This is a genomic window from Kluyvera sp. (assembly GCF_047971185.1).
Taxonomy (GTDB): domain Bacteria; phylum Pseudomonadota; class Gammaproteobacteria; order Enterobacterales; family Enterobacteriaceae; genus Kluyvera.
Window position 1 is genome coordinate 63,010 of the sequence record NZ_JBKDZH010000052.1, and the last position, 22,034, is coordinate 85,043.

Sequence of the window (22,034 nt, forward strand, 5' to 3'; positions counted from 1 at the left end):
AAATGGAAATAATCAGAAAAGGACTCGATCGGCTGCTGGAAGCCGTCTGTTGCCTGGTTCTGGCAATGATGGTCGCCGTTTCATGCTGGCAGGTGATCAGCCGCTATATCGTCGGCCAGCCCAGCACCATCACCGAAGAGCTGCTGCGCTTCTCACTGGTGTGGATCTCCATGCTCGGCATGGCCTACGTGGCGGGCAAGCAGCAGCATATCAGCCTGACGATTCTGGTCGATAAGGTTTCGGCGCAGGTTCGCCACGCGTGGATGATCATCCTGCAGCTCACCTTTATGGCCTTCTCCACGTGGATTTTGATTATCGGCGGCCTGAAAATCTCCGCTATTTCAATGCTGCAAATCTCACCGGCGCTGGGCATTCCGATGGGCCAGGTGTACTACGCGCTGCCGATTGCGGGCGTGCTGATCATTATCTACAGCATCCTGAATATCATTGATTCGCTGCGCGCCATGCAGCACGTGGAGAAATAACATGATTGATCCGATTACCGCTTCGTTAACGCTGATCGGCGTTTTTGTCGTCCTGCTTGCTATGGGCGCACCGATTGGTATCTGTATCGTCATCGCCTCCTGTAGCACGATGATGCTGGTGCTGCCGTTCGATATCTCGATGTTCGCCACCGCCCAAAAGATGTTCTCCAGCCTCGATAGCTTTGCCCTGCTGGCAGTACCGTTCTTTGTCTTGTCAGGGGTGATTATGAACAGCGGCGGTATCGCCGCCAGGCTGGTGAACTTCGCCAAGCTGTTTACCGGCCGCCTGCCCGGCTCGCTCTCCTACACCAATATCGTCGGCAACATGATGTTCGGCGCAATTTCCGGTTCGGCCATTGCCGCCTCAACTTCCATCGGCGGCGTGCTGGTTCCCATGAGCGCGAAAGAGGGCTACAACCGCAACTTCGCCGCGGCGGTCAACATCGCCTCGGCGCCAACCGGCATGCTGATCCCACCAACCACCGCCTTTATTCTGTACGCGTTAGCCAGCGGCGGCACCTCCATTGCGGCGCTGTTTGCCGGTGGGATGGTCGCGGGCGTGCTGTGGGGCATCGGCTGTATGGCGGTGACCTGGGTGGTGGCAAAACGCAATAACTACCGCGTGTTTTTCGCCCTGCAAAAAGGGATGGCGCTGAAGGTGACGCTGGAAGCGGTGCCGAGCCTGCTGCTGATTGTGATTATCGTCGGCGGTATCGTGAAGGGCATCTTTACGGCGATTGAGGCCTCGGCGATAGCGGTGGTTTACACGCTGTTCCTGACCTTAGTGTGCTATAAGACGCTGAAGTTGAAGGACATGCCGTCGGTGTTCATCCAGACGGTGGTGATGACCGGGGTCATTATGTTCCTGCTGGCCACCTCATCGGCGATGTCGTTCTCGATGTCGATCACCAATATTCCGACCGCGCTGAGCGAGATGATTCTCGGGATTTCAGAAAGCAAGGCAATGATTTTGCTGGTGATTACCCTGTTCCTGCTGATTATCGGCGCATTTATGGATATCGGCCCGGCGATCCTGATTTTCACCCCGATTCTGCTGCCGATTATGACCAAGCTGGGCGTGGATCCGGTGCATTTCGGCATCATCATGATCTACAACCTGGCCATCGGCACCATCACACCGCCGGTGGGTAGCGGCCTGTACGTCGGTGCCAGCGTCGGGAAAGTAAAGGTGGAAGACGTGCTGAAACCGCTGATGCCGTTCTATATCGCGATTATCACCGTGCTGCTGTTTATCACCTACGTACCAGAGCTGACGCTGTTCCTGCCGCGCCTGCTTGGGGTGATGTAAGCCACACCAGACCTATCGGTTACCTGCAAAGGTAACCGATAACCCTTATCAGGCTATACCGGGATCCGGCTGCGCTGCCGCCACTGCCCCGGCGTCATGCCAATCTCGCGGTTGAACACCACGGAAAAGTAGTTACTGTCCTCAAACCCGCACCGCATCGCCACTTCGCCAATCAGCAGCTCGGTGTGCTGCAGCAGGTATTGCGCATGGCAGATGCGCAGCTGGCGCAGATAGTGGTTGACGGTCATCCCGGTCTGGCTGCGGAACTGCTGGCGGAGCGCACGTTCGCTGCATCCCTGTTGCTCACAGAAGGTATCCAGCACGAAAGGCCGATTCAGGCTCCCCGCCAGCGCGGTAAGCAGCTTGTCCAGCAGGGCTTCGCTTTCCGTCGCCGCCAGGTTGTCAGTGGCGTAACGATGGCGTTTCAGGCAGACCACCAGCTGGGCAAACAGCAGCTCTGACATCTGATTGGCCAAAGCGTCGTCCTTGCGGCTCTCGTGCTCCAGCTGAGTCATAATCTGCCGCGCCTGCGTCATGCCGGTGCTGCCAATGCGCCAGTGCGGCACCCAGGGCGAGCCGTGCAGTCCAGGGATGTGGTTCACCCAGTCGAGATTGAGCTTCAGCCGCTCGGGACAGTAGATAATATTCTGCAAAACCAGATCGTTAACCGACGCGTAAGAATGCTTATCTTCGGCGCGGATGTAGAAGAGATCGCCGCGGGTAATGCGGTAGGGACGGTCATTGAGGATATGCAGGCCATTGCCGCGCCAGACCATCACCAGCTCGCAGAATTCGTGCGTATGTTCAGCGAAAACGTTCTGCGGATAGCGATCCGCCACCGCGACGGCCTGCGCCGGGCTGGCGAAAAAATCGGCTTTTCGAAGGATTAACTGGCCTGACACGCTGATACCTCAACGACTAACAACTCACTATTATTAGCCGTTTTCCGGTAAAAAACGGTGACTCCCTTCGCGTTACTGAAGCATCGTATCCCGCCCCTGGCGGATATCGCGCGGCGACCAGTTAAACTCGCGGCGGAACAGCGTGGAGAAGTGGTTACTGTCGCCAAAACCACAGTGATAGGCGATATCGGTGACGCTTTCATCGCTGTGACGCAGCAGATGGCGCGCTTTAATCAGGCGCAGGCGGTTCAGATAGCGCTGCGGCGTCAGCCCGGTGCAGTGCTTCAGCTGGCGATGCAGGGTGCGCAGCGACAGCGAGAACCGATCGGCCAGCCCTTCCCAGCACACGTCCTCCGCGAAGTGGTCTTCCAGCCACGCCATCAGTTGGTTTAACCGCGCGTCGTTGTCCACCGCGCCCTGCTCCTGGCTGCTTTTACGCAGCAGCACCAGCAGCTGCATAAACAGAATTTCGCGGTTGGCCAGCGACATCATATCGGTGCTGTCATTGGCTTCTTCCATCTGGCCAACAATCGCCCGCACCTGCTGGAGCGTGTTCTGGTTAACGCGCCAGTGAGAAGGATAGTGACCGTCCTGCTCCTGCGGCAGCAGTTTGTTAAGACCTGACAAGAACTGGAAAGCATCCGGTGCACGATATAACACATTGGTCAGGCATAGATTATCGGTATGTTCATACAGATGGCGATCGAAGTCGCGCACGAAGCAGACCGTGCCGCCGCAAATGGTATGCGGCTGACCATTGAACACATGAATGCCCGTACCGTGCTCAACGATAACAATCTCATTAAAATCATGATGATGCTCAGGAAATGCCGCCTGAGGAAGTCGGGGTTCGATCGCAACGGGCAACTTACCGGAAGAGAAGAAATCCACGCTGTGTAATACGGTCATAACGACTCCCGCCAGATGAGAAATGTTATCAGAATAGTAATATCCGCTGAGACATATCACCTTGACGTTTTGACAGCAAAGCGCGCAAACCCGGTCGTTTTTTCAAGAAACAGCCGGAAAGATCGGGAAATGCGGTCAGTATCACACCCCCATCCACCTGCATTATCGCGGGAATATGTGAACTCTCTCACGTTCATCTTTGCTTTCTTGCCAGTGCCCAATCGCGCCTGTCAGTAACGAGAAGGTAGCGGCGGTGTCCTTTTTTTAGACTGAGCGGTAATGACTCTAAGAAGGACTTTTGCCATGACTTTTCGCCATTGTGTGGCCGTCGATTTAGGCGCCTCCAGCGGACGCGTAATGCTGGCGCGCTACGACGCCGAGCCGCGTTCGCTTTCACTGCGCGAAATCCACCGTTTCACCAACAGCCTGCATCAGCAGCAGGGGTTTGATACCTGGGATATCGACAGCCTGGAAGCGGAAATCCGCACCGGTCTCAACAAGGTGTGCGACGAAGGGATCTGCATCGATAGCATCGGTATCGACACCTGGGGCGTTGACTACGTGCTGCTGGATAAGAACGGCCAGCGCGTTGGCCTGCCGGTCGCCTACCGCGACAGCCGCACCGACGGCGTGATGGCGATGGCGATGGAGCAGCTGGGCAAAGAGACGATTTACCGTCGTAGCGGCATTCAGTTCCTGCCGTTCAATACGCTGTATCAGCTGCGCGCGCTGGTTGAACAGCAGCCGGAACTGGTCGCCCAGGCCGCCCACGCGCTGCTGATCCCCGACTATTTCAGCTATCGCCTGACCGGCAAGATGAACTGGGAGTACACCAACGCCACCACCACGCAACTGGTGAATATCGACAGCGACAACTGGGATGAAGACCTGCTGAACTGGACCGGCGCGCCCGCCGCCTGGTTCGGTACACCGACGCATCCGGGCAACGTTATCGGCCACTGGATCTGCCCGCAGGGCAATCAGATTCCGGTGGTGGCAGTCGCCAGCCACGACACTGCCAGCGCGGTGATCGCCTCACCGTTGGCCAGCGCCGACGCCGCCTATCTCTCTTCCGGCACCTGGTCGCTGATGGGCTTTGAGAGCAAAACCCCCTACACCAGCGAGCTGGCGCAGCGCGCCAACATCACCAATGAAGGCGGCGCGGAAGGCCGCTACCGGGTGCTGAAAAACATTATGGGCCTGTGGCTGCTGCAACGGGTGCTGAAAGAGCAGAACGTCAGCGACCTGCCGGCGCTTATCGCCGAAACCGGCCAGCTGCCCGCCTGCCGCTGGCTGATCAACCCGAACGACGATCGCTTTATCAACCCGCATAACATGAGCGCTGAAATTCAGGCCGCCTGCCGCGAGGCCGCGCAGCCGGTGCCGTCTACCGTCGCCGAGCTGGCACGCTGCATCTTCGACAGCCTGGCGCTGCTGTATGCCGACGTGCTTAACGAGCTGGCACAGGTGCGCGGCAAACCATTCAGCCAGCTGCACATTGTGGGTGGTGGCTGCCAGAACCAGCTGCTGAATCAGCTGTGCGCCGACGCCTGCGGCATCACCGTGGTGGCGGGCCCGATTGAGGCCTCAACCCTCGGCAATATCGGCATCCAATTAATGACGCTGGATGAACTCACCAACGTCGATGATTTCCGCAAGGTGGTGACCCATAACTACGGTCTGACTACCTTCACCCCTAATCCTGACCATGAAATTGCCCGCTACGTTGCGCAGTTTCAGCAACAACGACAGACAAAGGAGCTTTGCGCATGACCACTCAACTTGACCAGGCCTGGGAACTCGCGAAACAGCGCTACGCCGCCGTCGGCATCGACGTCGAAGAAGCCCTGCGCCAGCTGGACCGTTTACCTGTTTCTATGCACTGCTGGCAGGGCGATGACGTCGCGGGTTTTGAAAACCCGGAAGGCAACTTAACGGGTGGGATCCAGGCAACCGGTAACTATCCGGGCAAGGCGCGTAATGCGACCGAGCTACGTGCCGACCTTGAGCAGGCGCTGAGCCTGATCCCAGGGCCGAAGCGCCTGAACCTGCACGCTATCTATCTGGAGTCTGATACCCCGGTCGCGCGCGATGAAATCAAACCTGAGCACTTCAAAAACTGGGTTGAGTGGGCGAAGAAACACCAGCTGGGTCTCGATTTTAACCCGTCCTGCTTCTCGCACCCGCTGAGCGCCGACGGTTTTACCCTGTCTCACGCCAACCCGAAAATCCGCCAGTTCTGGATTGACCACTGCAAGGCCAGCCGCCGCGTTTCCGCCTACTTCGGCGAACAGCTGGGCACGCCGTCGGTGATGAACATCTGGATCCCGGACGGCATGAAAGACGTCACCGTTGACCGTCTGGCGCCGCGCCAGCGTCTGGCCACCGCGCTGGATGAAGTGATCAGCGAAAAACTGGACCCGGCGCACCATATTGACGCCGTGGAGAGCAAGCTGTTCGGTATTGGCGCCGAAAGCTACACCGTGGGCTCCAACGAATTCTACATGGGCTACGCCACCAGCCGTCAGACCGCGCTGTGTCTGGATGCCGGTCACTTCCATCCGACCGAAGTGATCTCCGACAAAATTTCCGCCGCCATGCTGTACGTGCCGCGCCTGCTGCTGCACGTGAGCCGCCCGGTTCGTTGGGATAGCGACCACGTGGTGCTGCTGGATGACGAAACTCAGGCCATCGCCAGCGAAATCATTCGCCACGATCTGTTCGACCGCGTGCATATCGGCCTCGACTTCTTCGATGCCTCCATCAACCGCATTGCGGCATGGGTTATTGGCACCCGCAACATGAAGAAAGCGCTGCTGCGCGCGCTGCTGGAGCCAACCGCCGAGCTGCGCAAGCTGGAAGCCGAAGGCGACTACACCGCGCGTCTGGCGCTGCTGGAAGAGCAGAAGTGTCTGCCGTGGCAGGCGGTATGGGAAATGTACTGCCAGCGTAACGACACCCCGGCGGGTAGCCAGTGGCTGGAAAACGTACGCAGCTATGAGAAAGAGATTCTGAGCAAGCGCGGGTGATTGACCCTCATCCGGCACCGAACAGTCCCCTCTCCCCTCCGGGGAGAGGGCTAGGGTGAGGGGAAACACCTCACCAATACAACAGGAACCACAAGACTATGCAGACTATTATCGACTCCTGGTTCGTCCAGGGCATGATCAAAGCCACCTCCGACGCCTGGTTAAAAGGCTGGGACGAACGTAACGGCGGCAACCTGACCCTGCGTCTGGACGAAGCCGATATCGCCCCGTTCACCGCCGATTTCCACGCCGAGCCGCGCTATATCGCCCTGAGCCAGCCGATGCCGATGCTGGCGAACACCCCGTTTATCGTCACCGGTTCCGGCAAATTCTTCCGCAACGTGCAGCTCGACCCGTCCGCCAACCTTGGCGTGGTGAAAGTCGATAGCGACGGCGCGGGCTATCACATTTTGTGGGGCCTGACTCACGAAGCGGTGCCGACTTCCGAGCTGCCGGCGCATTTCCTGTCACACTGTGAACGTATCAAGCTGACCGGCGGTAAAGACCGCGTCATCATGCACTGCCACGCGACCAACCTGATCGCCCTGACCTACGTGCTGGAAAACGACAGCGCGCTGATCACCCGCAAACTGTGGGAAGGCAGCACCGAGTGTCTGGTGGTCTTCCCGGACGGCGTCGGCATTCTGCCGTGGATGGTGCCGGGCACCGACGAGATCGGCCAGGCCACCGCCGTGGCGATGCAGCAGCATTCACTGGTGCTGTGGCCGTTCCACGGCGTCTTCGGCAGCGGCCCGACGCTCGACGAAGCCTTTGGCCTGATTGATACCGCCGAAAAATCAGCAGAAGTGCTGGTGAAGGTGTACTCGATGGGCGGCATGAAGCAGACCATCACCCAGCAAGAACTGATCGCCCTCGGCCAGCGTTTCGGCGTGACTCCGATGGCCAGCGCATTAAATCTGTACAAGTAAGAACATCGCATAACCCCTGCGGGCAACGATCCGCAGGGGAAAAAATTCTGTTACCTGCAAACCTACTAACTCAAAAACCGTGGAGTACAAGCAATGAAAATAAAAGCAAGCTTTATCCTCACCGTTGCCGCCCTGGCGTTGTCCGGTTCCGCATTAGCTGAAGTGAAAATTGCCCTCGTGGCGAAGTCCTTAGGTAATGGCTTCTTTGAAGCTGCGAACGTTGGCGCACAGGAGGCTGCCAAAGAGTTAGGCGATGTCAAAGTCATCTATACCGGCCCCACCACCACCACGGCTGAAGCGCAGATCGAAGTGCTCAACGGGCTGATCGCCCAGGGCGTCGATGCGATCGCGATTTCCGCCAACGATCCCGACGCGGTGGTGCCGGTGCTGAAAAAAGCCATGCAGCGCGGCATTAAGGTCGTCTCATGGGATTCCGGCGTGGCCGCCGGCGGGCGTCAGATTCACCTGAACCCGTCGAACAACCAACTGATTGGCGAGACCAACGTCAAGCTGGCCGCCGACGCATTGAAAGCGCTGAACGTCGAGAAAGGCGACGTCGCTATTCTCAGCGCCACGCCAACCTCGACCAACCAGAACATCTGGATTGGCGAGATGAAAAAAGTGCTGCCGAACTACCCGTCCATCAATCTGGTGACCGTCGCTTACGGCGACGACCTTTCCGATAAGAGCTACCGCGAAGCGGTGGCCCTGCTGAAATCCTACCCGGACCTGAAAGTGATCGTCTCCCCGTCATCCGTCGGCATTGTCGCCGCCGCGCAGGCGGTGAAGGATCAGGGCAAAATCGGCAAGGTCTACGTGACCGGGCTGGGGCTGCCGTCGGAAATGGCCGGGGCGATTAAGTCCGGTGCCAGCAAGAGCTTCGCCATCTGGAACCCGATCGATCTGGGCTATGCGGCGACCTATCTGGCCGACGATCTGGTGAAGGGCACCGCAACAAAAACCGAAGCCAGCATGGGTAAGCTGGGTAAAGTGAAGCTGGATGCCGACGGTAGCGGCGCAATGGCCGAGCCGTTCGTTTACGATGCCAGCAATATTGATAAGTTCTCGAAGATTTTCTAATCCATCGACCCTCACCCGCCCTCTTCCTGATAGGAAGAGGGCGAATGCGAGAGGCGGTGAGGGGAAATTCTCCGGAGAACTATCATGACCGCATCCACTCCGCTGCTGCAGCTTAAGGGGATCACCAAAGTCTTCCCCGGCGTGCGCGCCCTTGAAAACGTACAGCTCGATCTCTGGCCCGGCAAAGTCACCGCCTTAATTGGCGAAAACGGCGCGGGCAAGTCCACGCTGGTTAAAGTGATGACCGGCATCTATCAGCCCGAAGCGGGCGAGATCCTCTACAAAGCCATCCCCATTTCCCTGCCGACGCCGGACTCCGCGCACAAGGTCGGGATCACCGCCATCCATCAGGAGACCGTGCTGTTCGACGAACTGTCGGTCACCGAGAATATTTTTGTCGGCCAGTACCTCTACAAAGGCTGGCTGAAGAAGCTTGACTGGCCCGCTATGCACCAGAAGGCGCAGGCGATCCTGACCCGCCTCGACGTGCAGATTGACCCGCGCGCGGTGCTGAAAACGCTGAGTATCGCCCAGCGCCATATGGTCGCTATCGCCCGCGCGCTGTCGTTCGAGGCGCAGGTGGTGATCCTCGATGAACCGACCGCGGCCCTCTCTCAGCATGAAATTATGGAGTTTTATCAAATTGTTGAGCGCTTAAAGCAGGAAGGCAAAGCCATTCTGTTTATCTCGCACAAGTTTGATGAAATCTTCGAGCTGGCGGACCACTACACCATTTTGCGCGACGGCGTGTACGTTGGCTCCGGTGAGATTAGCGACATCACCGAAGAACGCATCTTCTCCATGATGGTGGGCCGGGCGATCACTCAAACCTACCCGAAAGTCGACTGCGATAAAGGCGCGGTGGTGCTGGAGGTGAACGACCTGTGCCACCCCACCGAGTTCGCCCATATCAACTTCAGCCTGCGCAAAGGAGAAATCCTCGGCTTCTATGGCCTGGTCGGCGCCGGGCGTACCGAGCTGATGCAGGCGCTCTCCGGCGTCTCGCATCCTTCATCCGGCGAGATCATTCTGAACGGCCAGGCGATGCATTTCCGCCAGCCCGCCGACGCGATTCAGGCCGGGATTGTCTGCGTGCCGGAAGAGCGACAAAAGCAGGGGGCGATTATCGAACTGCCGATCGCCCAAAACATCAGCCTGCCGCAGCTTAGCAAACTTAACCCAGGCGGCGTGCTGAACGACGCGCGGGAATGGCAGCTGGCTGACGAGTATGCCCGCCGCTTGCAGGTGAAGGCCTTTAGCTGGCGTCAGCCGGTGGAGACGCTCTCCGGCGGCAACCAGCAGAAGGTGGTGATCGGCAAATGGCTGGCAACGCATCCGGACGTCATCATTCTCGATGAGCCGACGAAAGGCATTGATATCGGCTCTAAGGCCGCGGTGCACCAGTTTATGTCCGAGCTGGTCGCGCAGGGGCTGGCGGTGATTATGGTGTCGTCGGAGCTGCCGGAAGTGATGGGCATGGCCGACCGCATTATCGTCATGCATGAAGGGTTAATGGTCGCCGAATATCAGGCCGGTGAAGCCACCGCGGAAACCATCGTCAGCGCCGCCAGCGGCGCGGGTAAGGAGGCAGCATAAATGTGGCAATCCTTATTTAAACATCGTGAAGCGCTGCTCGCGGGCGTCATTATCGTGATGGTGGCGGCAATCGGTAGCCGCGTGCCGTCGTTTGTGTCGCCGGGCAACCTGGTGGAAATGTTTAACGATACCGCCATCTTAATCATCCTCGCGCTGGGGCAGATGATGGTGCTGCTGACCAAAGGTATCGACCTCTCCATGGCCGCCAACCTGGCGCTCACCGGGATGATCGTCGCCCTGCTTAACTTCCACTATCCGGCGATTCCGGTCTGGGCGCTGCTGCTGCTGGCCACCGTGCTGGGCTTGGTGATGGGAATGATTAACGGCCTGCTGGTGTGGAAGCTCGGTATTCCGGCGATTGTGGTGACGCTTGGCACCATGAGCATCTATCGCGGGATTATCTTCCTGCTCTCCGACGGCGGCTGGGTGAACTCGCACCAGATGGGCGCGGATTTCCTTGGCCTACCGCGCACGTCGCTGCTGGGCCTGCCGGTGCTGAGCTGGTTCGCCGTCGCCGCGCTGCTGCTGGTCGGCTACTTCCTGCGCTTTAGCCGCACCGGGCGCGCACTGTACACCGCCGGGGGCAACGCCACCGCCGCGTACTACACCGGCATCAACGCCGGGAAAATGCAGTTCGTCAGCTTCTGCCTCTCCGGCGCGCTGGCCGGGTTCTGCGGCTATTTGTGGATCTCGCGCTTCGCCGTCGCCTATGTCGACGTGGCTAACGGCTTCGAATTGCAGGTGGTCGCCGCCTGCGTGATTGGCGGCATCAGCACCATGGGCGGCACCGGGCGGGTGCTCGGCTGCCTGTGCGGCGCGCTGTTCCTCGGCATCATCAACAACGCGCTGCCGGTGATCGGCATTTCGCCGTTCTGGCAAATGGCGATTTCCGGGGCGGTGATTGTGATCGCCGTGCTGCTCAACGAACGCGGTAATAAACGCAAAGGCCGACTGATTCTGCGCGACGCCGCGCTGGCCCGACAAAAACAGGCGGTGCGCTCATGAGTAAAATACTGATGCCTGAAGAGATTAATGCGCAAGCCGCAGCGCCGTCGATGTTTAAACGGCTGCTGTGCTGGGAAGGCTTTCTGCTGGCGGTCACCCTGCTGGTGTTTGTGATCAACGCGCTGGCCTCGCCCTATTTCCTCAATATCTGGAACCTGTCGGACGCCACCTTCAACTTCACCGAGAAGGCGATCATCGTGCTGCCGATGGCGATGCTGATTATCGCCCGGGAAATCGACCTTTCCGTCGCCTCCACCATCGCCCTGAGCTCGACGCTGATGGGCTTCTGCGCCGTCGCCGGCGTGGATACGCCGCTGCTGGTGTGCGTCGGGCTGGGCGTCGGGCTGCTGTGCGGGCTATTCAACGGCTGGCTGGTGACGCGTTTTAACCTGTCGTCCATCGTGATCACCATCGGCACCATGAGCCTGTACCGCGGCATTACCTATATTTTGCTCGGCGACCAGGCGTTGAATAAATACCCGGAGAGCTTCGCCTGGTTCGGCCAGGGCTACGTGTGGGGGGCGCTATCGTTTGAGTTCGCACTGTTCATCGTGCTGGCCGCGCTGTTTGCCTTCCTGCTGCACAAAACCAACTTTGGCCGCCGTACCTACGCCATCGGCAATAACCCGACCGGCGCCTGGTATTCCGGCATTAACGTCAAGCGCCACAACCTGATGCTGTTCGCGCTGGTCGGGCTGATGTCCGGTCTGGCGGCGGTGCTGCTGACCTCGCGCCTTGGCAGTACCCGTCCGACGATCGCCATGGGCTGGGAGCTGGCGGTGGTCACCATGGCGGTGCTCGGCGGCATCAATATTCTGGGCGGCTCCGGCAGCATGGTCGGCGTAATTATCGCGGCCTTTCTGATGGGACTGGTCACCTTCGGCCTGAGCCTGCTTAACGTCCCCGGCATCGTGATGTCGATCATCATCGGCGCGATGCTGATCGTGGTGATCTCGCTGCCGATTATAACTCGCCGGCTGATCCAGCGACGACGCATTTGAATTCGCCCCTCCCCCACAGGATGAGGGGCAAACAGGATTAAACAAAATAGGTATCAAGGAGATACACCATGAGCTTTATGTTAGCACTGCCAAAAATCAGCCTGCACGGCGCGGGCGCCATTGGGGATATGGTTAACCTGGTTGCCGGTAAGCAATGGGGCAAGGCGCTGATCGTCACCGACGGCCAGCTGGTAAAACTGGGTCTGCTGGACAGCCTGTTTACCGCGCTTGACGCGCATAACATGTCTTATCACCTGTTCGATGAAGTGTTCCCGAACCCGACCGAAGAGCTGGTGCAGAAAGGCTATGCGGCGTACCAGGCCGAAGCCTGCGATTACATCATCGCCTTCGGCGGCGGCAGCCCGATCGACACCGCGAAAGCGATCAAAATTCTGACCGCTAACCCTGGCCCGTCTACCGCATACTCCGGCGTCGGCAAAGTGCTGAACGCTGGCGTGCATCTGGTTGCGATCAACACCACCGCGGGCACCGCGGCGGAGATGACCAGCAACGCAGTGATCATCGACTCCGCGCGTCAGGTGAAAGAGGTCATTATCGATTCCAACATCATCCCGGATATCGCCGTTGACGATGCCAGCGTGATGCTGGATATCCCGGCCTCCGTCACCGCGGCGACCGGGATGGACGCGCTGACCCACGCGGTGGAAGCCTACGTTTCCGTCGGGGCGCATCCGTTGACCGACGCTAACGCGCTGGAAGCCATTCGTCTGATTACCCTGTGGCTGCCAAAAGCGGTCGACGACGGCCACAACCTGGAAGCGCGCGAGCAGATGGCTTTCGGCCAGTATCTGGCGGGCATGGCGTTCAACAGTGCCGGTCTGGGCCTGGTCCACGCGCTGGCGCATCAGCCGGGTGCGACCCACAATCTGCCGCACGGCGTGTGCAACGCCATCCTGCTGCCGATCATCGAAAACTTTAACCGCCCGAACGCGGTAGCGCGTTTTGCCCGCGTCGCGCAGGCGATGGGCGTCGATACCCGCGGTATGAGCGACGAAGCGGCCAGTATGGAAGCCATCAACGCCATCCGTAAACTGAGCGCCCGCGTTGGCATTCCGGAAGGATTCAGTAAACTGGGCGTCACCAAAGAAGACATCGAAGGGTGGCTGGATAAAGCGCTGGCTGACCCCTGCGCACCGTGCAACCCGCGTACCGCCAGCCGCGATGAAGTTCGCGAGCTGTACCTGGAGGCATTATGATCCGTAAAGCCTTTGTGATGCAGGTTAACGCCAACGCACACGAAGAGTACCAGCGTCGCCACAGCCCTATCTGGCCGGAGCTGGAAGCCGTACTGAAATCTCACGGCGCGCATCATTACGCGATTTATCTCGATGAAGCGCGCAATCTGCTGTTCGCTACGGTAGAAATTGAGTCTGAAGAGCGCTGGAACGCGGTGGCGAATACCGACGTGTGCCAGCGTTGGTGGAAACACATGACCGACGTGATGCCGTCAAATCCGGATAACAGCCCGGTAAGCGCAGAGCTGAAAGAAGTGTTTTACCTGGAATAAATAATGATTGTCCTGTAGGCCGGATGCTCCGGCCTACAATCAAAAAAGGCCTCTGTTTACAGAGGCCTTTCGTATTTTTAGAAGTAGTATTTGAAGCGAACGCGCGCGCCGTAGCGATCGTCGTCAGAGGAAATTTTCTGATCGCTCTGGATTTTAGAGTAGTAGGTACCCAGATAAATATTAAAGTTTTCCATATTCATTACGTTCTTAATCCAGTATGAAGCATGAACGGTATGAATATCGTAGGTGCCTTCTTCCTGAATAATGCAGTCGTTTTCGCAGACAACATCCTCGAATTCACTAATTTTGTTATGCGCGTAAATATAACCCAGCTCGATATTTCTCCACCAGATATTGGTAGCAGCGGTGAAGTCATCTTCGTTATTCGCGTCTAAATAGGCGGTATTCAGGTTAAATACCACACCATTTTCCGGATCGGTTTTGGTGTTATCCCAGGTCATGGTTAAGCCATAGCCGGTACGGTCGGACTGATCGACAAACTCACCTTTGCTATTGGTATAACCGTAAGCATTGTTGACCACGTTAGATTCCATCGCCGCGGAGAAGGAGAGCTCAGACGTTGGCTTCCAGTTCACTACCGGGCGCAGATAAACAACGTTCTTCTCTTTTTCCATCTCGCGACCGTGGTAAGCACGGCCGTTAATATTGTCGTTATCACTATCAGAAAATAGCGTCGTACCATCTTCAATCAGCGAGTTCAGCTCGAAGTACCAGTTATCAATCTGCTTACTCATCAGGAAGTTGCCGCCCGCATCGGAACGACCACGACCTTCTTTCATCATATAGATATAACCCTGGCCGTCGGTGTACAGATCGTTAGCGGTATTACCCGAGTGCTCAACGAAGGTATCCTGATTCAGCGGGAACATATCAGCGGCTTCAAAACGGCCCACTTCAATTTTCCAGTCATTTTCCTGGCCGAAGTTAAAGCGCGCATCATCGAGGTTCATGGTGCCATACATATCGGCCAGCGGCTGGATGGAGAAACCGGCAAACTGGCCGTTATCCATCTTACGGATACCGTCAAAGCCAATCAGGATACGACCGTCCATATCCCACTGTTCGGTAGAACGATCTTCATTAAGCTTGGTCAGCGTACCGCGACGACTTTCAGCATCCATGTTGAATTCTACGTCGCCGTAGATTTTCAGATCGCCATACCCCGACAACACCAGGTTAGGCGTGGTGAGGTTCTTTTTGGTTTCTTCCGCTGGGGTTTGGCCATTCACCGGCGTATTACCCTGGGCAGCTTTCATTTCTTTAATTTCAGCAGCCTGCTGTACCTGCAGATCCTGAACTTTTTGCTCCGCCTGGTCGGCGCGACTTTCTGCCGCTTCCAGACGCGATTCTAACTGTTCCAGCCGCTGTTCCAACGTCATTTTTGTTGTTTTAGCAAAACCGGTATTGGCCACTAATAATAATCCAATAGCAATCGCTAACGTCGATTTCTTCATTATTCGCTTTCCTTGAAATAAAGAATAACCTGGAAACCTCAAAAGAGATTTCGTGCGCATTTGTATAGCAGCGATGAATATATTTTTATACTTTACCTATTCAACGGAATAACAAGCTAAAAAAAGATACATTCCCTTACAGGCAGAAGAACACTAGCTAATAATGTTTAGCGCGTAAATCGTCGTTGTTTAAAGATCGTGAGCGAGGTAACACTGAAAGGTGATAAAACGGAAATTAGCCCGAAAGATATAAATGAAATTAATTAAATAAAAAGACCAATACAAATATAATATTATGAAGACAATATAGAAATTAAAGAAAGATGCAGTAGCGTATATATTACTGCATCTTTTAACGTTTAATTTTGCTCAGCCACCAGAATCGCCATGGTATCCGGCTCAAGTGCTTTAAACAGATGTGGTTCATCGGCGGGGTAACAAATGTAATCCCCGGCGTTCAGCTCTTCCGGTGCGGAGGTGAGACCGACCAGCGCTCTCCCCTGGGTCACAATAATATGCTCAACGGAACCGGGCGGATGCGGTTCCGAGAGGCGATCGGCGCCCGGCTGCGTCGTCAGCAGGTAGATATCGCGACGTGCGCCCGGTGGGCAAGCGGCGAGCAGCGTCGCCTGATAGTGCGCCAGCTCGGCGATCACTTTGGTGCCCTCACCCAAGCGAATGACCTGCGTTTTATTCGGCTGCGGCTCCAGCAGACGCGCAAAAGGGATATCCAGCGCAACGCAAAGCGCCCACAGGGTCTCCAGGCTCGGGTTACCGTTACCCGCTTCAAGCTGTGACAGCGTCGATTTAGCAATCCCGGCACGGCGGGCGATTTCGGCCAGAGAGAGGCCGGTTCTCGCCCGCTCGCGCACCAGGCTTTTGGCAATCACGCTGATTGGCTGTGTCATACACAACTCCATCGTTTTATATATCGAACGTATCGTTCGCCTTGAACTACCACACTGATTCGTTCATTATAATGGATATAGTGTTCGATCTGGTAAATTTACATGTCTCTGAAAATGTTCTCCTGCCTGAAAGGAAGCACGATTAAGGCTATCTTTCTGGTTTGCCTGGCGGTGGGCGTCGTGGCGGTATCCTACGGCTCGCTGGCGATGGCGTACGGTTTCCCGCTGTGGGTGCCGCTGCTGCTTTCTATTTCCGTGCTGGCGGGTGCCTCTGAATTTATGTTTATCGGTATCGTCGCCAGCGGCGGTAACCCGTTAGCGGCGGCGGCGGCAGGTCTGCTGGTTAACGCGCGACATATTCCTTTCGGGGTCACTGTACGCGACCTGGTGGGCCACCGCGCGGCCAGTTTTCTCGGTTGCCATATCATGAATGATGAGAGCGTGGTGTTTGGCCTTTCGCAGCCTACCCCAGAGCAGCGGAAAGCCGCATTCTGGCTGTGCGGTATGGGTGTAGCCCTTTTCTGGCCGCTGGGAACGCTGCTCGGTGCAGCGGTCGGCAAACTGCTTCCCGCACCGGAAACGATTGGCCTCGATGCCGTATTCCCGGCCATTCTGCTGGCATTAGTGATCCCTGCGTTTAAGAACCGCACCACGCTGATGCGTGCCTGCAGCGGCGCGGCGCTGTCGCTGGCTTCGGTGCCTTTTGCACCGGTCGGCCTGCCGGTGCTGCTTTCCCTGTTTGGCCTGCTGGCGAGGAAAAAATAATGGGTAATATGACGCTGTTTCTCGCCGGGATTGCCATTCTCTCCATCGGTACCTACCTGATGCGCCTGGGCGGCGCAAAACTAGGAAACCGGCTGGCGTTTTCCGAACGCTCACAGGCGCTGCTTTCCGATGCCGCGACGGTGCTTCTCTTTTCCGTCGCGCTGGCCACGACGTTTTATGAAGGTGAACATTTCGCCGGGATGGCGCGAGTGCTGGGCGTGGGTTTTGCGGTTTTTCTTGCCTGGCGCAAGGCACCGTTAATCGTCGTGATTATTGCCGCCGCGATCGTTACCGCATTACTACGCCTGGCCGGCATAAACTAAAAAAGCGCCCCTTGGGCGCTGCTTCAGCGTGTAACGCGGTTAGTCGTACATGGCGTTGAACCAATTTACCATAAGGTTATACATTGCCATCACGTTCTCATAACGACCATCAACCATCTGTGGAGCACCTTCCATATCCCCCGTATAAGGAACATTATCCCGGACATGGCGAATGCGTTTTTTCACCGCAAGCTGATATTTTTCCGCAGCCTCTATGAAGGTGGGCATCCGTAGCAACCGCATCCGGGGTCCTTTCTCCGCCTCTTCTTTCTTCGTACCTAACTGGGTGATTTGATCGCTAAGGGCCTGTACTTCTTTCATGGCGCTATCGGTATCAAATTTTTCCGACTCGAGAATTCTGTTCAATTTTTTGCTGGTTAACATAATCGAGAGCGCGTAATAATCATACGACTTGCCCTCTTTTGCTTCTATATTCTTCAGTTGTTCGGCCTGACGACGATCATTTATTTCATGAATAGCATCAGCATACGCATCTGATGCGGGCTTAAATTCGCTAAATGCGGCCATAAATTGAGTATGTAACGCTTTCGCTTTGACAAAATTATCATCTTTATAATCCTGCTGCTCATAATATTTATTCATTTCATTTATTATATTAGCCATAACAACAGAAGAATTAATATAAGACACCGCGAGTTTATCAATAGGTTCAAGTGCGGGCTTTAACGAAGCAACCTTTGCTATTCTGGCTTTGCATTCTGCAACATTAGCCGTCACAGCCGATATGCCATCGTCCGCATCCTCTTCAGTTCCCGTTGGACCGTTTTCCATATCCTCAACCCAGTCGGCATAACCATCAACAGCACGATAAATATCAGCATCGACTTCGTTATAACATTCGATATAAACACTCATCTTAGTTTGTTCGGTATCGCCCTGAGCTATCTCATCACGGCTTTCCGTTGATGAAGCCGGCTGTACTTGAGATTGTTCGGCCTGTTGTGATGCCGTTTTATCTTCTGCTGGTTTCTTATCATCACAAGCTGAAAGTGAAAGTAATAATGAACAACCAATTAACACAGATAATAAATTCCTTTTCATGCATTTATTCCCTATATATTAACAACCGAAGTTAAAACATTATAGAATAACTCCCCATGGTCAGAAATAGAAAAAAGCGCCCCTGGGGCGCTCAGATGGCTGAAAAAAAATAAATTCACGTGTATACCGCCGTGTAACAGCAACGACTCGCCTGAAAAATAAATATGAGTTATTAATAAATAAAGTCGATTGATAAGCGAAGCGACATCAGACAGCAGCGCGGCCAGTTCTGGGGGAATGTCATTCCACACCTCCAGGGCTTTCTCTATCCCCGCCTGTTGTACCAGGCACGGCAGCATTTCCCGCGGCTGAAAGCCAAACCAGGCATCAATCCGCCAGACGCAACTGGCGGGGGATTGCCCGACTATCGACCAAACGAAAAAAGCGCCCCTTGGGCGCTCTTTCGACAGTAACGGCTGGCTTATTTGGTCAGTTCAGCGGTCATATGTACGCGGTTACCGGTGTAAGCCTGGGTAATTTTGTAAGAACTGGCACCCGCCTGTTCCGCCTGGGCGGCAATTTTCGCTTCGGCGCCGTCAATCGTCGCGGCGGTTGCGGTCACGGTCTGAGCAGCGAATGAACCGAAAGAAGCGGCGAGAGTCATAACTGCGACAAAAGTTTTGATGCTTTTCATGATATAAACCCTTTAATTTAGTTGTCTGGATAAGGCGATTTGCCTTGATGTGATAAATAACAGGTCACATCTCGATCAGCTAAAAGCGGACAAATTTGTCGTCATTAGTCAAATTTTCTGAATTACATTTACCCCATTCATTACGGCCATTTCCCTAAACTTTTCCGCAATAAAAACAACGGTCGATCGCGATCACATTCCGATTAAAACAGGGTTTTACTTTGCTGAATAAGCGAGGAAAGTATTAAGTGTCTAATAATATTATTAGTGTCTAGTGTCCAATTAATTTCGACGCTATTTTCTACTCTATGCAGGACATTGAAAAATGGCGCTGTCAGCAAAAGAAAAACTGTTCCATAAAATACTGACCCATTATGCGGAAAGCCCTTCTGGATTCACGGCTCAGGACTGCGCAGACTTCATGCAGGTAAACCGCAGTGTCATTAGTCATTATCTGAACAGGCTCTGCGATGACGGTCGCCTGAGTAAGGAAAATACCCGACCAGTACGCTTTTTTGTGCAGCGTAACGGCACGCCAACGTCACCGCCGTCCCGGCTAGTGTCGAAAATGGCCGATGCGTTTATGCATTTGATCGGCGCACAGGGTAGCCTGAGCGAAGCCGTCGCGCTGTGCCGCTCGGCGGTTGACTACCCGGGAGACGGATTGCCCATTTTACTCTCGGGGGAAAGCGGCGTCGGTAAAAGCCATCTCGCCTCGCTTATCTATCAATACGCCTTAGAGCGCGGCGCCATCGCCGCCGATAAACCTTTCGTCGAGCTTAACTGCGCCGACTATGCCAATAACCCCGAGCTGCTTTCCGCCACGCTTTTTGGCTATACCCGCGGCGCATTCACCGGTGCCGATCGCGATAAACGCGGCGCGTTTGACGACGCCGACGGAGGTTTTCTGTTCCTGGATGAAGTGCATCGACTCTCCGCAGAGAATCAGGAGAAGCTGTTCCTGTTTATGGATAAAGGCTATTTCTACCGGCTGGGCGATAACCGCACCCGCCACCCGGCTTCGCTGCGTTTTATCTTTGCCACCACGGAAAATATCGACACGGTACTGCTCAACACTTTCCGCCGCCGTATACCGGTGCGGGTGACGCTCCCCAATTTTATTTCACGTCCGTTGACCGAGCGAATTGACCAGGTGAATCAGTTTCTGCGTCAGGAGGCGATAAGCCTGCGCAGGGATATTCATCTGGATAATCAACTCATGCACCAGCTTGTTACCTCACCGGTGCGCGGCAATATTGGCGAGCTGAAAAATCAGGTCAAAGTGATGTGCGCCAGCGCGTGGAGCGATAACCGCGAGGCGGATGTCATCACGTTACATGGCGCGCATCCCGGCGGGGAAACGCTGGTTGTTTCAGCCACTAAGCAGGCAAGCGAGCCGGATATTCACGCGCTGCTGCCCAAAGCCATGCATGACGACGTCATTTTTCGCGAGTTTTGCCATAGCGGCAATATCATGCTGCTGAATCGGAAAATGGAACACCTGCTCACCACCGTGAACGGCGTCGTCTCTCAGGAGAAGCTGTATAGCGGCTACCTCTGGCAGAACACCATGCACGCCGTCAATGAGCTGGAAAACCTGACCGGCGTGCCCTGCGGGCAGGAAATCCGCAAGGCTATCTGGCTGTGCCTGACCTACGCGCTGCACACCCCGCAGCAGTCTGAACAAGTCGATGAGCTCCAGACCATCGCCGACTATGTCTCCGGCAAGGCGCGCCTGCTGGCGGAAGAGTGTATCAGTCTGCTGGCGAAACACGTGGTCCATACGCCTTTGCCGCTGCTGCTTCCTTTACTGAGCTGCACCTTCCATTCGCTGGCCGGAGAAGACTCGCCCATTCAGGGCATTATCGTCTCACACGGGCGTTCGACCGCGTCCAGCATCGCCGGCATTGCTAACCAGCTAACCGGCGGTTACTACTTCAAAGCCTTTGATATGCCCAACGCCACCTCCACGCGCGAGATTATCGATCTGCTGATCGCCCATCTATCTCGCCTCAAGCAAGGGGCCGGGCTGATCATCCTGGTGGATATGGGCTCGCTCAAGGAGATCTACGAGGAGATTAAGCTGCATCTCCACGGCGAGCTGCTGGTGATTAACAACGTCAGCACCGCCATGGCGCTGGATATCGCGGCAAAAATCCAGGATAAGCTGCCGATGGAGGCGATTATCGAGGGCGCAAAGGGGGCGTATGACGTCGAAACGCGCTATTACGCCGGCATGTTACCGGGCAATAAAATCATCATCTCCTGCATTTCTGGCGAAGGGATATCGCGCAAGCTGAAGGACATTGTCCAGCGCTACCTGGCACAGGAAGAGATCGACATCCTTACAATGGAATATGACGATCTGAAGTGGAAAATCGCCCGCGCCGACCCGGCGCTGAACGGCACGCGGCTGATCATCACCACCACGGATCTTGAAGCGGGCTATATCCCGCTGATTAGCGTTGAACAGCTGATCAAAGAAAAAACCCAGGTGCTGAAGCGCGACTACTTCAACGGCCTGTTGATGGAGGGCGGGCTGGAGCCAATGGTCGAAGAAGTGGTGAAACTGTTTACCGTCGAGGGCGTCGCCAGCCGCCTGAACTTCCTCAACCCGGTGGTGATTATCGACGAGGTGGAGGCGGTGATTAAACAGTACGAGGCGTTCTACAAAATTCATTTTGAGAGCTACCTGCGTATCAACCTGTTTATGCATATTGCGCTGATGATTGAACGCGTGATGGTCAACAACGGCGTCCGTCATCGCGAAGAGGCGGAACTCACGCTCGATCAGCAGGCTTTTGTCGCGGTCCATGACACCTTCTTCCAGGCGCTCAACCGTAAGTACAACATCACGCTACCGCTCACCGAGGTGCTGATGATCTATGAAATTATGGAACCGTGGATTGCCGCCGATCCCCGCAACTAAACGCTCTGCCAGCACCGGCTGGCAGACGCTTCGACACTTGCCTTATTGCCGCTTCCAACACAACAAACAGGTACAGACACTACATTATTTATCATTTAAATCATGTAGATAAAAACATGGCACGGCGGTTGCAATATCCCCAACAGTTACCGAAAAAATGAAGGA

General features: G+C 55.7%; 20 protein-coding genes and 1 pseudogene. 14 read left to right on the forward strand and 7 right to left on the reverse strand.

The features are described from left to right. The first annotated feature begins 2 nt into the window (after positions 1-2). Both ACK5JN_RS15215 and ACK5JN_RS15220 read left to right on the forward strand, forming a co-directional pair. Positions 3-485 (forward strand): TRAP transporter small permease, encoded by a 483-nt coding sequence (locus ACK5JN_RS15215; protein ID WP_416870941.1) that lies wholly within the window; start codon positions 3-5, stop codon positions 483-485. A gap of 1 nt (position 486) precedes the next feature. After that, positions 487-1,794 (forward strand): TRAP transporter large permease, encoded by a 1,308-nt coding sequence (locus ACK5JN_RS15220; RefSeq protein ID WP_416870942.1) that lies wholly within the window; start codon positions 487-489, stop codon positions 1,792-1,794. 53 nt (positions 1,795-1,847) lie between these two features. Here the strand turns inward: ACK5JN_RS15220 and rhaR are convergent, their stop codons facing one another. Both rhaR and rhaS (ACK5JN_RS15230) read right to left on the reverse strand, forming a co-directional pair. Further along, on the reverse strand, positions 1,848-2,696 hold the full coding sequence (gene rhaR / locus ACK5JN_RS15225; protein WP_416870943.1) for an HTH-type transcriptional activator RhaR: 849 nt from the start codon (positions 2,694-2,696) through the stop codon (positions 1,848-1,850). Between the two features lie 72 nt (positions 2,697-2,768). After that, positions 2,769-3,605: an HTH-type transcriptional activator RhaS gene (gene rhaS / locus ACK5JN_RS15230; RefSeq protein ID WP_416870944.1), complete on the reverse strand. Its 837-nt coding sequence runs from the start codon at positions 3,603-3,605 to the stop codon at positions 2,769-2,771. A gap of 303 nt (positions 3,606-3,908) precedes the next feature. On the opposite strand from rhaS (ACK5JN_RS15230), the gene rhaB reads away from it, so the two are divergent. The 9 genes from rhaB (at position 3,909) to rhaM (ending at position 13,773) form a co-directional block, all read left to right on the forward strand. Beyond that, the gene (gene rhaB / locus ACK5JN_RS15235; protein ID WP_416870945.1) at positions 3,909-5,378 is read left to right on the forward strand and encodes a rhamnulokinase; all 1,470 of its coding nucleotides are present in this window, start codon (positions 3,909-3,911) and stop codon (positions 5,376-5,378) included. After that, complete coding sequence (gene rhaA / locus ACK5JN_RS15240) at positions 5,375-6,634, forward strand: L-rhamnose isomerase (protein WP_416870946.1); 1,260 nt, start codon at positions 5,375-5,377, stop codon at positions 6,632-6,634. The genes rhaB and rhaA overlap by 4 nt, the downstream gene beginning before the upstream one ends. Positions 6,635-6,732: 98 nt before the next feature. Next, positions 6,733-7,563, forward strand: a complete 831-nt coding sequence (gene rhaD, locus ACK5JN_RS15245) for a rhamnulose-1-phosphate aldolase (RefSeq protein WP_416870947.1) — start codon at positions 6,733-6,735, stop codon at positions 7,561-7,563. 93 nt (positions 7,564-7,656) lie between these two features. Next, entirely contained in the window at positions 7,657-8,643 is a 987-nt protein-coding gene (gene rhaS / locus ACK5JN_RS15250; RefSeq protein WP_416870948.1) for a rhamnose ABC transporter substrate-binding protein, read from the forward strand. A gap of 84 nt (positions 8,644-8,727) precedes the next feature. Beyond that, positions 8,728-10,239, forward strand: a complete 1,512-nt coding sequence (locus tag ACK5JN_RS15255; RefSeq protein ID WP_416870949.1) for a sugar ABC transporter ATP-binding protein — start codon at positions 8,728-8,730, stop codon at positions 10,237-10,239. Continuing rightward, entirely contained in the window at positions 10,240-11,244 is a 1,005-nt protein-coding gene (locus ACK5JN_RS15260; RefSeq protein ID WP_416870950.1) for an ABC transporter permease, read from the forward strand. After that, positions 11,241-12,245, forward strand: a complete 1,005-nt coding sequence (locus ACK5JN_RS15265; RefSeq protein ID WP_416870951.1) for an ABC transporter permease — start codon at positions 11,241-11,243, stop codon at positions 12,243-12,245. Before ACK5JN_RS15260 ends, ACK5JN_RS15265 begins: the two co-directional genes overlap by 4 nt. A gap of 68 nt (positions 12,246-12,313) precedes the next feature. Beyond that, a complete protein-coding gene (gene fucO / locus ACK5JN_RS15270) occupies positions 12,314-13,462 on the forward strand; it encodes a lactaldehyde reductase (protein WP_416870952.1) in 1,149 nt (382 codons plus the stop codon). Then, positions 13,459-13,773: an L-rhamnose mutarotase gene (rhaM, locus tag ACK5JN_RS15275; RefSeq protein ID WP_416870953.1), complete on the forward strand. Its 315-nt coding sequence runs from the start codon at positions 13,459-13,461 to the stop codon at positions 13,771-13,773. The genes fucO and rhaM overlap by 4 nt, the downstream gene beginning before the upstream one ends. A gap of 77 nt (positions 13,774-13,850) precedes the next feature. Here rhaM and ACK5JN_RS15280 read toward each other — a convergent pair whose 3' ends face one another. Continuing rightward, entirely contained in the window at positions 13,851-15,248 is a 1,398-nt protein-coding gene (locus tag ACK5JN_RS15280) for a carbohydrate porin (protein WP_416870954.1), read from the reverse strand. Positions 15,249-15,607: 359 nt separating this feature from the next. Next, entirely contained in the window at positions 15,608-16,156 is a 549-nt protein-coding gene (locus ACK5JN_RS15285; RefSeq protein ID WP_416870955.1) for a helix-turn-helix domain-containing protein, read from the reverse strand. 114 nt (positions 16,157-16,270) lie between these two features. Here ACK5JN_RS15285 and ACK5JN_RS15290 point away from each other — a divergent pair, with 114 nt between their 5' ends. Beyond that, positions 16,271-16,921 (forward strand): AzlC family ABC transporter permease, encoded by a 651-nt coding sequence (locus tag ACK5JN_RS15290; protein ID WP_416870980.1) that lies wholly within the window; start codon positions 16,271-16,273, stop codon positions 16,919-16,921. Further along, complete coding sequence (locus tag ACK5JN_RS15295; RefSeq protein ID WP_416870956.1) at positions 16,921-17,244, forward strand: AzlD domain-containing protein; 324 nt, start codon at positions 16,921-16,923, stop codon at positions 17,242-17,244. Before ACK5JN_RS15290 ends, ACK5JN_RS15295 begins: the two co-directional genes overlap by 1 nt. A gap of 39 nt (positions 17,245-17,283) precedes the next feature. Here ACK5JN_RS15295 and ACK5JN_RS15300 read toward each other — a convergent pair whose 3' ends face one another. The 3 genes and pseudogenes from ACK5JN_RS15300 to ACK5JN_RS15310 all read right to left on the reverse strand — a co-directional run bounded on the left by ACK5JN_RS15300 (position 17,284) and on the right by ACK5JN_RS15310 (position 18,940). After that, on the reverse strand, positions 17,284-18,306 hold the full coding sequence (locus ACK5JN_RS15300) for a YiiG family protein (RefSeq protein WP_416870957.1): 1,023 nt from the start codon (positions 18,304-18,306) through the stop codon (positions 17,284-17,286). Positions 18,307-18,527: 221 nt separating this feature from the next. Continuing rightward, positions 18,528-18,683 (reverse strand): annotated as a pseudogene (locus ACK5JN_RS15305) (AAA family ATPase); the annotation flags it as partial. Between the two features lie 44 nt (positions 18,684-18,727). Continuing rightward, on the reverse strand, positions 18,728-18,940 hold the full coding sequence (locus ACK5JN_RS15310) for a DUF1471 domain-containing protein (RefSeq protein ID WP_416870958.1): 213 nt from the start codon (positions 18,938-18,940) through the stop codon (positions 18,728-18,730). Positions 18,941-19,265: 325 nt separating this feature from the next. Here ACK5JN_RS15310 and ACK5JN_RS15315 point away from each other — a divergent pair, with 325 nt between their 5' ends. Beyond that, positions 19,266-21,869, forward strand: coding sequence for a sigma 54-interacting transcriptional regulator (locus tag ACK5JN_RS15315; RefSeq protein WP_416870959.1), 2,604 nt, complete (start codon positions 19,266-19,268; stop codon positions 21,867-21,869). Positions 21,870-22,034: the final 165 nt, after the last annotated feature.